This window comes from Microbacterium sp. Cr-K20, from assembly GCF_000708325.1.
GTDB lineage: Bacteria > Actinomycetota > Actinomycetes > Actinomycetales > Microbacteriaceae > Microbacterium.
The window spans coordinates 32,546-43,106 of record NZ_JARE01000046.1; the positions used below are offsets into that span (position 1 = coordinate 32,546).

Below are 10,561 nucleotides of genomic sequence, written 5' to 3' on the forward strand. Positions count from 1 at the left end.
CGGCCGCATAAGGGCGGAATGGGAGGATGGGGGCATGGCCCTCTCCGATGCTCCGCTCCTGCGCGCCCTCGCAGGCTCCCGCCCCGCCCACGCTCCGGTCTGGTTCATGCGGCAGGCCGGCAGGTCGCTCCCGGAGTACCGCGACCTGCGGGTCGGGACGCGGATGCTCGACGCCTGTCTCACCCCCGACCTCGCCGCCGAGATCACGCTGCAGCCGGTACGCCGCCACGGGGTGGATGCGGCCGTCTTCTTCAGTGACATCGTCATCCCGCTGCGCCTCGCCGGGGTCGACGTCGAGATCGAGCCGGGGCGTGGGCCGGTGTTCGCGAACCCGGTGCGCACCGCATCCGACGTCGATCGCATCACGGACATCGATCCCGACGGCCTCGACGGCACGGCGATCGCGGAGGCCGTGCGCCTGGTCACGGCCGAACTCGGCGACACCCCGCTGATCGGCTTCGCGGGCGCTCCCTTCACTCTCGCGGCCTACCTCGTCGAGGGCGGCCCCTCCAAGGAGCACCTGCGTGCACGGGCGATGATGCACTCCGACCCCGACTCGTGGAACCGTCTCGCGGGATGGCTCGCGAAGGTCTCGCGCCGCTTCCTCGAGACCCAGCGCGATGCCGGGGCATCCGTCGTGCAGCTCTTCGACAGCTGGGCCGGCTCGCTGAGCACGGCGGACTACCGCGCCTTCGTCGCCCCGCACTCCCGCGCGGCACTCGAGGGCATCGGCCTGCCGACCATCCACTTCGGTGTCGGCACGGGTCCGTTCCTCGCCGACATGCGCCTCGACGGCATCGCCGACGGTGTCGGCGTCGACTGGCGTCAGCCGCTGGATGAGGCCGCCGCGATCCTCGGACCGGATGTCACGGTGCAGGGCAACATCGACCCCGCACTTCTCTCCGCCCCCTGGCCCGTGCTGGAGGCCCACGTGCGCGACGTGATCGCGCGCGGCCGCGCGGCCCGGGCACACGTCCTCAACCTCGGCCACGGCGTCCCGCCCGAGACCGACCCCGACCAGCTCACCCGCATCGTCGAGCTCGCGCACACCGTCTGACGCTCAGGCCGAGACGGCCGATGGGAGAATTGACCGCATGACCTCAGAGCCGTCTTCCGCCGAGCCGTCCGACCTCGCCGCCCGCGCGGCGGAGAAGCACGTCGTCGTCATCGGCGGCGGCATCGGCGGACTCGTCGCCGCGCGCGAGTGCGCCAAGGTCGGCATGCGGGTGACGCTGCTCGAAGCCGCAGACGAACTGGGTGGCGCGATCCGCCGGATCGAGCTCGACGGAGTCGTGGTGGATGCCGGCGCCGAGAGCTACGCGACCAGGGGCGGCCTGGTGCGGGCACTGGTCGAGGAGCTGGGGCTGGCCGACCGTATCGTCGCCCCGCGGCCGGGCGGTGCATGGCTGGCGGGCATCCCTGGCGTCGGCGCGGCACCGCTGCCGGTCGGCGGGATCCTCGGCATCCCCGCGAACCCCTTCCAGGACGACGTCCGTCGCATCCTCGGCTGGTCCGGCGTCTGGCGCGCCTACCTCGACCGGGTGCGTCCCCCGCTCACGATCGGCCACCAGCTGAGCCTGGGCAAGCTGGTCTCCTCGCGGATGGGATCGAAGGTGCGGGACCGCCTCGTCGCTCCCGTGACCACCGGCGTCTACTCCGCATCTCCCGACGACGTCGACATCGACATCGCGGCTCCCGGCCTCAACGCCGCGCTCACCCGCGTCGGGTCGCTGTCCGGTGCGGTGCAGACCCTTCGGGACGATGCCGCAGCGAAGGCCGGCGTCGCCACGGCGGCGAAGACCCCCGGCGCCGCGGTCGAGGGGCTGTCCGGCGGGATGAGCGGGCTCGTCGATGCGCTGGCCGACGACCTGACCCGTCTCGGGGCCGAGGTGCGCACGGGCGTGCGCGTGCGGGGCCTCCGCAAGACCGCGAAGGGCTGGGACGTCGAGACCGAGGCCGTGCCGATGGTCGCCCCGGCGGCCGCAGAAGAGGCTGATGCAGTGGTCGCCGAACTGCACGCGGCCGAGGTGGTCGAGGCCGAGCCCGTGATCGAGGAGATCGCCGCCGACGCGGTCATCGTCGCCACGCCCGAGGCCGCCGCCCGCGCGCTCCTCTCCGCTGCGGTGCCGGCGCTGAAGAAGGCCGAGGCCGCCGCGTCGCCCGAGATCGAGATCGTCACGCTCCTGCTCGACGCCCCCGCGCTGGATGCCGCGCCGCGCGGCACCGGCGTGCTCACGGTGCCCGACAGCCACACGGCCAAGGCGCTCACGCACTCGACCGCGAAGTGGGCCTGGGTGCGGGAAGCCGCAGGTCGGCGACACCTCGTCCGGGTGTCGTTCGGAGCGCAGGGGGAGCCCGCCGCGACGGCGGCGCTGAGCGACGAGGCCGCCGCCGATCTCGCGCGGACCGAAGCCGCCACGATGCTCGGGGTCGCGCTCGCCCCCGAAGCCGTGATCGCCGCCCACCGCGGTCGGTTCGTGCAGTCGCAGCCCGCGTCGATCATCGGCTCCGGCGAACGGCGCGCAGCGGCACGCGCGGCGGTCCAGGCCGTCCCCGGCATCGCCGCGGTGGGAGCCTGGCTCGCCGGCACGGGTCTCGCACAGGTGATCCCGGATGCGCGCGACGAAGCCGACCGCCTGCGCCGCGCCCTGTTGTGGGAGTGAGTGCGCGCTCTGTGTCAACCCTCTGACCCATAGATGCCGAAATCGGCATACGGGGCTACGCTGGGAGCCTGGTCGCGGGGAGCGGAAGCCTGCGGGCCATCCAAGCCGGGCGAAGCAGGCCGGACAACCGGAACTAGGTGAGGAGACCCCATGAAGGGGAAGATCGGACTCGTCGTCGGACTCGGCGTGGGCTACGTCCTCGGCACCCGTGCCGGACGTGAGCGCTATGAGCAGATCAAGACGCAGTGGCTGAAGGTGTGGGAACTCGATCCCGTGCAGGAGCAGGTGTCCAAGGTCAAGGGCTTCGTCGGTGACAAGGCTGCGGCCGTGCCGGGCGCCCTCTGGACGGGCGTCGTCAAGGTGGCCAAGTCGGTGACGGGCAACGGCACACCCGGACAGCGGCTCGACTCCGCCATCGCCACCGGCCGCGAGGCGGCGGAAGACCTGGCCGAGGCCACCGAGGAGGCCGTCGAGGCGGCGAAGGCGACCGCCAAGACGAGCAAGCCCGCGTCGAAGCCGGCCGCGTCGAAGTCCACTGCCTCCAAGTCCACGGCCTCCAAGTCCACTGCCTCGAAGTCCGCACCCAAGAAGACCGGCGCCTGACATGCCCCGCGGATACCGAGATCGTGCCGACGACAGTCTGCTGACCCTCCTCGGGGATCTTCCGGAACTCGTCACGAATCTGGTCAAGGCCGAGATCGACGCCGCCAAGGCGTGGGTCTCGCGCACCTCGAAGGATGCCGGCATCGGTTCCGTGTGGTTCGTCGTCGCGCTGTTCTTCCTGTTCTGGGCCGTGCCGGTGATCCTCGTGTTCGCGATCGCGGGGCTGTCGTCCTGGTGGCCGGTGTGGCTGTCGGCGATCGTCGTGTTCGGCATCCTGATCCTCGCCGTGCTGCTGTTCGCGCTGCTGGGCATCCTGAAGTTCCGCAAGGTTCTCCGCCGTCAGAACCCGGCGCAGGCCGTGGCCGAAGACATCCGACTCGTGAAGGAGGCCGGCGATGACGAATTCTGAGTCCCTGCCGCGCACCGTCGTCCCCGCAGGCATCGTCGACCCGGTGACCTCCGCTCGAGCCGAGCTGAAGGCGGCGCTGGCCGCCATCGAGGTGAAGGGGAACATCCCCCGCCGTGTCGAGAAGGCATCGACCCGCGCTGCGGCGAAGGCCCGGGTCTTCGCCGACCGCAATCCGCTCGGCGCGATCGCCGCGACCGTCGGCATCGCAGCCGTCGTGGGGGGCGCGGTCTGGGCGATCGCGCGCGCCATTTCACGCTGACGACCGCATTCCAGGATGCCGCTGATTCCCCCGGTCGGGGGGATTAGCGGCTCCTGCGCAAACGAGGCAGACTGGGGAGCATGATGTCCGAAGAGCGCGATGAGAACCCGTCCGGCTTCACCCTCTGGGCCGTCTGGCGACGAAACCCCGACGTTCCTGTGACGGAGACCGAGTCGACCGAGCTCGAGACGATCGTCTCCTACGTCGAGGACTCCGGCGTGACCGTCCGCGGCTTCTACGACGTCTCCGGCCTCAAGGCCGACGCCGATCTCATGGTCTGGCTGCACGGCGAGACCGCCGAGGAGCTGCAGAAGGCGCTGCGTCGCCTGCGCCGCACCGAACTGCTCCGCCCGCTCCTCCCGGTGTGGAACGTCATGGGCGTGCACCGCGACGCCGAGTTCAACCGCGCCCACGTGCCCGGCTTCCTCCGCGGGGTCGAGCCGAAGGACTGGCTGTGCCTCTACCCGTTCGTGCGCACGCCGGAGTGGTACCTGGCCCCCGAGGAGGAGCGTCGCAAGATGCTCGCCGACCACGGCCGCAAGGGCGCTGCGTTCACCGGCGTCCTCGCCAACACGGTCGCCTCGTTCGCGCTCGGCGACTACGAGTGGCTGCTGCCCCTCGAGGCCGACGAGCTCACCGACCTCGTCGACCTGATGCGCGACCTCCGCTACACCGACGCCCGCCTGTACGTGAAGGAGGAGGTGCCCTTCTACACGGGGCGCAGACTCCGGTTCGACGAGATCGCGGACGTTCTGCAGTAAGCGCCATGAGCACCCCCATCCGTCTGGGCACCCGTCGCAGCGCGCTCGCGCAGGCGCAGTCCGGTCATGTCGCCACGGCCCTCGAGAAGCTCTCGGGTCGCCGGGTCGAGCTCGTCCCGATCACCAGCGAGGGTGACACCAACCGCGCCTCGCTCTCCGAGATCGGCGGCCAAGGCATCTTCGCCACGCGACTTCGCGAGGCCCTGCTCGCCGGGGAGTGCGACTTCCTGGTGCACTCCCTGAAGGATCTGCCGACGGCGATCCCCGACGGCCTCGTGATCGCGGCGACCCCGAAGCGGGAGGATCCGCGTGACGTGGTGCTCACCCGTGACGGCATCCCGCTGCACGAGCTGCGCTCCGGGAGCACGGTCGGCACCGGCTCGCCGCGCCGCATCGCCCAGGTGCGCAGGCGGGCGCCGGGCGCCGAAGTCGTCGACATCCGCGGCAACGTCGACTCCCGGCTGGCGCGGGTCTCCACCGGGGAGCTCGACGCGGTGATCCTCGCCGCGGCAGGGCTCTCGAGGCTCGGGGCGGAGTCTCCGCTGCGTCGCGAGGAGCTCGGTCTCGCCGAGTGGCCGACCGCGCCGGGCCAGGGTTCTCTCGCCGTCGAAACACGGGAGGACGCGCCGGAGGAGCTGCGCACGGCGCTCGCCGCTCTCGACGACCTCGACACCCGACTCGCCATCACGGTGGAGCGCGCGATCCTCGAAGGACTCGACGCGGGATGCCAGGCGCCGATGGCCGCTCACGCCGTGGTCGACGGGTCCTCGATCCGTGTCAGGACCGTCGTCTACGCCGTCGACGGCGGGCGCCGGATCGGCCTCGACGTCACCGAAGACCTGAACGGGGAGTATATTCGTCGGAACGGCAGTGGCAATGGAGCGGATGCTGCCGATGGTGCAGACCCGGTGCACGCAGCGCGCGAGCTCGGGTTCACTGTTGCCCGTCGGCTGCTCGATCAAGGGGCGGCCGGCCTCGTACCCCGAGAGCAATAAACCCTCATGACCACTTCCGAAATCAAGCAGGACCGACCGCTGGACGGCTGGCGCATTCTTGTGCCGCGTGGCGGGCCGTGGGGCGACAGCGTCGCCGCGAGCCTGCGCGCACTGGGCGCGGTGCCCGTCGTCGCGCCGCTCATCAACTTCGCGCCGACCACCGATCAGGCGACGCTCGACACCGCGCTGGCGCAGCTGGCCGCGGGCGAGTTCGACTGGCTGACCGTCACGAGCGCCACGACCGTCGATGTGCTCTTCGCGCATCGAGCCGTCATCCCTCGGTCGACGAAGATCGCTGCCGTGGGCGAGACCACCGCGGCCGCCCTGCAGGCGGTCGGCTACGAGGTCACGCTGGTGCCCGAACAGGACAACTCGGCCGAGGGCATGGCGCAGCAGCTCATCGCTCTCGAACAGGAGCCGCGCCGCATCCTCGCGCTCCGCAGCGAGATCGCGAAGCCCGTGCTCAGCCTGCTCCTCTCGGAGGCGGGTCACGACGTGCACGGCGTGGTCGCCTACCGCACGGTGGGTGTCCCGGTGACCGAGCGCATCCGCCGCGACGTCGAGAACGGCCGGATCAACGCGATCCTCATCACGAGCGGCTCCGTCGCCGAGCAGGTGCGCGAGCAGTTCCCGGAGATCCCCGACGAGACGCTGCTCGCCGCCATCGGTCCACGGACCGCGAACGATGCGCAGCGTGCGGGCCTCCCGGTGTCGGTGGTCGCCGACCGGCAGACCATCGATGCGCTGATCGATGCGGTCTCGCACTTCACGCTTCCGCACGCGGCCGACGAGTTCGCGCCGTGAGCTACCCCGATGTCCGACTGAGGCGCCTGCGTCAGTCGCGAGCCGTGCGTGATCTCGTGCGCGAGACCTCGCTGCAGCCCCGACAGCTCGTCCTGCCCCTCTTCGTCCGCGAAGGCATCGCGGAGCCGGTGCAGATCGGTTCGATGCCCGGGGTCGCCCAGCACTCGATCGACTCGCTGCGTGCTGCCGCCGTCGAGGCGGCGGAGGCCGGCGTCGGCGGCGTGATGCTGTTCGGTGTGCCGTCGGTTCGCGACGCTCGCGGGTCCGGAGCAGACGACCCGCGCGGCATCCTCAACGTCGCGACCGAAGCGCTGGCCGCCGAGGTCGGCGATGCGCTCGTCGTGCAGACCGACCTGTGCCTGGACGAATTCACCGATCACGGCCACTGCGGCGTGCTCGCGGCCGACGGCTCCGTGGACAACGACGCGACGCTCGAGCGCTACGCCTCGATGGCTCTCGCCCAGGCGCGTGCCGGATCCCAGCTGCTCGGCCTGTCGGGGATGATGGACGGCCAGGTCGCGGTGATCCGCGCGGCACTCGATGCTGAGGGCTTCACCGACACGCTCCTCCTCGCCTACGCCGCCAAGTATGCGAGCGCCTTCTACGGCCCCTTCCGCGAGGCCGTGGATTCTCAGCTCCAGGGTGACCGTCGCACGTACCAGCTCGATCCGGGCAACCGGCGCGAGGGCGTCCGCGAGGCCGTCGTCGACGAGGCCGAGGGCGCCGACATCGTCATGGTGAAGCCGGCGATGGCCTTCCTCGACGTGCTGCGCGAGGTGCGCGACACCGTGAGCATCCCGGTCTGGGCGTACCAGGTGTCCGGCGAATACGCGATGATCGAGGCCGCCGGCGCGAACGGCTGGATCGACCGCCGGGCCGCCGTGCTCGAATCCCTGCTCTCCATCCGCCGCGCGGGTGCCGATGCCGTGCTGACCTACTGGGCGACCGAGGCCGCCGGCTGGCTGCGCGACTGATACCTCCGAGGATCTCTCATGACCGACCGCAATGACGACCTGTTCTCCGCTGCCCGCGCGGTGATCCCGGGTGGGGTCAACTCACCCGTGCGCGCCTACGGCTCGGTGGGAGGCACGCCGCGATTCCTCGCTTCGGCGAAGGGCGCCACCGTGACGGATGCCGCGGGGCGCGAGTATGTCGACCTCGTCGCCTCCTGGGGCCCCGCTCTCCTCGGGCACGCGCACCCGGAGATCGTCGCTGCGGTGCAGGAAGCCGCGGCTCGAGGACTCTCGTTCGGCGCCCCGACCGAGGGCGAGGTCGAGCTCGCGGCGCTCATCGCCGACCGTGTCCGCTTCGGGGAGATCCGTCCGATCGAACGTGTGCGTCTGGTGTCCACCGGCACCGAGGCGACGATGACGGCGATCCGCCTCGCGCGCGGCGCGACCGGTCGCGACCTGCTCGTGAAGTTCGCCGGGCACTACCACGGTCACTCCGACGGGCTTCTCGCGGAGGCGGGCTCCGGTGTCGCGACGCTGGCGCTCCCCGGTTCGGCCGGTGTCCCTGCGCCGATCGCCGCGCAGACCCTGGTGATCGGTTACAACGACCCCGAGGCGCTGGCCGCGGTGTTCGCCGAGCACGGCCCGCGCATCGCCGCGGTGATCGTCGAGGCGTCGGCCGCGAACATGGGAGTCGTCGCCCCCCTGCCCGGCTTCAACCGCCTGATCGCGGAGACCGCGCACGCACATGGTGCCCTCATGATCCTCGACGAGGTGCTCACGGGCTTCCGCGTGCACCCGGCGGGGTTCTGGGGTCTGCAGGCGGCGGCGGGCGAGGACTATCTGCCCGACATCTTCACCTTCGGCAAGGTCGTCGGTGGAGGCATGCCCCTGGCCGCGCTCGGCGGTCGCGCCAAGGTCATGGACCTGCTCGCACCTCTCGGCCCGGTCTACCAGGCGGGAACCCTGTCGGGGAACCCGTTGTCGGTCGCTGCGGGCCTGGCGACGTTGCGACTCGCGACCCCCGAGGTGTACGCCACGGTGGATGCGGCATCCGCCCGGGTGTCGGCCGCCCTCGATGCCGCCCTCACGTCGGCCGGCGTCACGCATGCCGTGGCGCGAGCCGGCAACCTGTTCAGCGCGTCGTTCCGTGCGTCCGAGCCGCGGAACTATGCCGAGGCGCAGGCGCATGAGTCGTTCCGCTATGCCCCGTTCTTCCACTCCCTGCGGGAGCAGGGTGTCGCTCTACCGCCGAGTGTCTTCGAGGCCTGGTTCCTCACGGCCGCGCACGGCGAGCGGGAGCTTCAGCTCATCGAAGCGGCACTCCCGGTTGCCGCCGATGCCGCGGCTGCTGCGCGCCCCTGACCCGATTTCGGCGAACCGGCCGCGAGAAACCGCGACGGATGGTGGCAATCGACAAGGGATCGTTGCGTTCCTGTGAGCAACTTCCAGACAACTGGCAGGGCCGCGCTGGCAGACTGAGTGCATGGTGACGTTGCTGCTGGACCAGACGCAACTCGAAGTCGTGCTCTCGCCGCTCGAACGGGCCGCCACCTTCCACCGTGAGAACGTCCGCATCGCGCGCGACACCATCACCAAGGTCCAGCTCACGGATGACGCGTGGACGTGGCTGCGGGGCGTCCCGAACCCCGGCACGCACATCCCCGGCATCCTCGCGGCCGGCAGTTGGAAGGCGGCCGGCAGCCTGGACTTCGTGCTGATCCGCAAGCGTCGCCCGAGCGTCGTGATCGACCTCGAGGGCGACGCGCAGTACCGCCGCCTGATCCTGACCACGCGGCACGGGCTCGCGCTCACTCAGGCGTTGCGCCTCGATGTGTCCGCGGAGCCGGCAGACGTCGAGGAGATCGTCGCGACCTCGCCCACCGCCGTCCCGAAGGGCAGTCGTCGGCCGGTCATCCGTCCCCGACCTGCCTGACGACGGCGTCGACGGCTGCGGTCGCCCCTGACCGAACAGAGGAACGCCCTCCGCGACCATGTGGTCGGGAGGGCGTTCTCGGTTCTCATCGGCGACGAGAGTCAGCCGTGGTGGTTCTCGCCGTCGTGGTGGTGCTCGTGGTGCTGATCGCCGTCGTGGTTCTCGCCACCTTCGTGCTCATCACCGTCATGATGCTCGTCGCTGCCGGACTGGTCATCGGCGTCGGCGTCCGACTCACCATCTGCGGATGCGGCCTCCTCGGCGGGAGTCTCCTCCGGGGCGGACTCGTCGTCGGTCGCCTCATCGGACGCGGCCAGCGGCACGGTGTCGATGACGCCGGTGGACGCGATGCTCCAGTGCGCGCTCTCGGTCGAGGCGTCGTCCGCCGATTCCGGGCTGAGGGGGTAGTCCTTCGGCTCGTCCTCGTAGTAGGCGCGAGCGGCTGCGGCCAGTATCGAGCTGACGGCAGCGGAGCGCGGATCCTCGTCGGCGTCTGAGCCATCCGAGTCGTCGTGGTCCGAGTCGTCGCGGTCCGCGGTGTCGTCATCTGCGCCGTCGTGGTCGGCATCGGAAGCGTCAGCGAGATCGGCGAAGATCTCGACACCCGTGTGCTCGACCTCGGACGCATCCTCGTCCAGCGGCGTGCCCTCGTCGTCTGACGGGCTGTCGCCGGTGCTCACGTCGTCGGTGGCTTCGGGTGCACCCGCCGCGCCGTCGGCGGTGGCTTCGACGTCGGCAGGCTGCTGCTCGGAAGAGTCATCAGCGGTGTGCTCGTCGTCGGATGTGTCGAAGATCTCGGCGACGCTGTGACGTGCCTCGTCGGTGGACGTCGGTGCGTCGGCCGCGACCGGAGCGGCCGCCCCGAACAGGATCTCGTCGAAGGAGCGTGCCGGAGGCTCGGTGGTCTCGGATTCGGATTCGGATTCGGATTCGGATTCGGACTCGTCGCCGGTCGCCTCGTCGCCGGTTGCCTCGTCCGCGGTGGCCTCGTCCGCGCTCGCTCCGTCGGCGGCCTCGACGGGCGCGGCGTTCTCCGCGTCGTCGGCGGGAGTTTCTTCGGCGGGAACTTCTTCGGCGGACTCGTCGGTGGGAGGCTCGTCGCCGGCCTCTTCCTCGGAGTCGCCGTCGGCGCGGGCGGTGCCCGCCGCGGCGAGATCGTCTGCCACGGCCTCATCGGCGGG

Annotated in this window: 11 protein-coding genes and 1 pseudogene; 11 read left to right on the plus strand and 1 reads right to left on the minus strand. The window is 71.0% G+C overall.

Going from position 1 to position 10,561, the window contains the following annotated elements:
* The first annotated feature begins 34 nt into the window (after positions 1-34).
* The 11 genes from hemE (at position 35) to GZ67_RS0108125 (ending at position 9,380) form a co-directional block, all read left to right on the plus strand.
* Positions 35-1,057 (plus strand): uroporphyrinogen decarboxylase, encoded by a 1,023-nt coding sequence (hemE, locus tag GZ67_RS0108075; protein ID WP_029261239.1) that lies wholly within the window; start codon positions 35-37, stop codon positions 1,055-1,057.
* A 37-nt stretch (positions 1,058-1,094) separates the two neighbouring features.
* Positions 1,095-2,663 (plus strand): protoporphyrinogen/coproporphyrinogen oxidase, encoded by a 1,569-nt coding sequence (locus GZ67_RS0108080; protein ID WP_029261238.1) that lies wholly within the window; start codon positions 1,095-1,097, stop codon positions 2,661-2,663.
* A 150-nt stretch (positions 2,664-2,813) separates the two neighbouring features.
* Complete coding sequence (locus GZ67_RS0108085) at positions 2,814-3,266, plus strand: hypothetical protein (protein WP_029261237.1); 453 nt, start codon at positions 2,814-2,816, stop codon at positions 3,264-3,266.
* A gap of 1 nt (position 3,267) precedes the next feature.
* Positions 3,268-3,675: a phage holin family protein gene (locus GZ67_RS0108090; RefSeq protein WP_029261236.1), complete on the plus strand. Its 408-nt coding sequence runs from the start codon at positions 3,268-3,270 to the stop codon at positions 3,673-3,675.
* Positions 3,662-3,934, plus strand: a complete 273-nt coding sequence (locus GZ67_RS0108095; RefSeq protein ID WP_029261235.1) for a hypothetical protein — start codon at positions 3,662-3,664, stop codon at positions 3,932-3,934. Before GZ67_RS0108090 ends, GZ67_RS0108095 begins: the two co-directional genes overlap by 14 nt.
* Positions 3,935-4,014: 80 nt before the next feature.
* Positions 4,015-4,695: a hydrogen peroxide-dependent heme synthase gene (gene hemQ, locus GZ67_RS0108100; protein ID WP_029261234.1), complete on the plus strand. Its 681-nt coding sequence runs from the start codon at positions 4,015-4,017 to the stop codon at positions 4,693-4,695.
* 5 nt (positions 4,696-4,700) lie between these two features.
* Positions 4,701-5,690, plus strand: a complete 990-nt coding sequence (gene hemC / locus GZ67_RS0108105) for a hydroxymethylbilane synthase (RefSeq protein WP_029261233.1) — start codon at positions 4,701-4,703, stop codon at positions 5,688-5,690.
* A gap of 6 nt (positions 5,691-5,696) precedes the next feature.
* The gene (locus GZ67_RS0108110; protein WP_029261232.1) at positions 5,697-6,494 is read left to right on the plus strand and encodes a uroporphyrinogen-III synthase; all 798 of its coding nucleotides are present in this window, start codon (positions 5,697-5,699) and stop codon (positions 6,492-6,494) included.
* Positions 6,491-7,468: a porphobilinogen synthase gene (gene hemB / locus GZ67_RS0108115; protein WP_029261231.1), complete on the plus strand. Its 978-nt coding sequence runs from the start codon at positions 6,491-6,493 to the stop codon at positions 7,466-7,468. The genes GZ67_RS0108110 and hemB overlap by 4 nt, the downstream gene beginning before the upstream one ends.
* An 18-nt stretch (positions 7,469-7,486) precedes the next feature.
* Positions 7,487-8,809, plus strand: coding sequence for a glutamate-1-semialdehyde 2,1-aminomutase (gene hemL / locus GZ67_RS0108120; RefSeq protein ID WP_029261230.1), 1,323 nt, complete (start codon positions 7,487-7,489; stop codon positions 8,807-8,809).
* A gap of 121 nt (positions 8,810-8,930) precedes the next feature.
* Complete coding sequence (locus tag GZ67_RS0108125) at positions 8,931-9,380, plus strand: hypothetical protein (protein WP_029261229.1); 450 nt, start codon at positions 8,931-8,933, stop codon at positions 9,378-9,380.
* A gap of 101 nt (positions 9,381-9,481) precedes the next feature.
* Here the strand turns inward: GZ67_RS0108125 and GZ67_RS0108130 are convergent.
* Positions 9,482-10,561 (minus strand): annotated as a pseudogene (locus GZ67_RS0108130) (hypothetical protein); the annotation flags it as partial.

Coding starts and splice junctions, on each gene's coding strand:
- GZ67_RS0108095 (WP_029261235.1), top strand. CDS start 3,662: ATGACGAATTCTGAGTCCCTGCCGCGCACCGTCGTCCCCGCAGGCATC.
- GZ67_RS0108085 (WP_029261237.1), top strand. CDS start 2,814: ATGAAGGGGAAGATCGGACTCGTCGTCGGACTCGGCGTGGGCTACGTC.
- hemC (WP_029261233.1), top strand. CDS start 4,701: ATGAGCACCCCCATCCGTCTGGGCACCCGTCGCAGCGCGCTCGCGCAG.
- GZ67_RS0108110 (WP_029261232.1), top strand. CDS start 5,697: ATGACCACTTCCGAAATCAAGCAGGACCGACCGCTGGACGGCTGGCGC.
- hemQ (WP_029261234.1), top strand. CDS start 4,015: ATGATGTCCGAAGAGCGCGATGAGAACCCGTCCGGCTTCACCCTCTGG.
- GZ67_RS0108125 (WP_029261229.1), top strand. CDS start 8,931: ATGGTGACGTTGCTGCTGGACCAGACGCAACTCGAAGTCGTGCTCTCG.
- GZ67_RS0108080 (WP_029261238.1), top strand. CDS start 1,095: ATGACCTCAGAGCCGTCTTCCGCCGAGCCGTCCGACCTCGCCGCCCGC.
- hemE (WP_029261239.1), top strand. CDS start 35: ATGGCCCTCTCCGATGCTCCGCTCCTGCGCGCCCTCGCAGGCTCCCGC.
- hemL (WP_029261230.1), top strand. CDS start 7,487: ATGACCGACCGCAATGACGACCTGTTCTCCGCTGCCCGCGCGGTGATC.
- GZ67_RS0108090 (WP_029261236.1), top strand. CDS start 3,268: ATGCCCCGCGGATACCGAGATCGTGCCGACGACAGTCTGCTGACCCTC.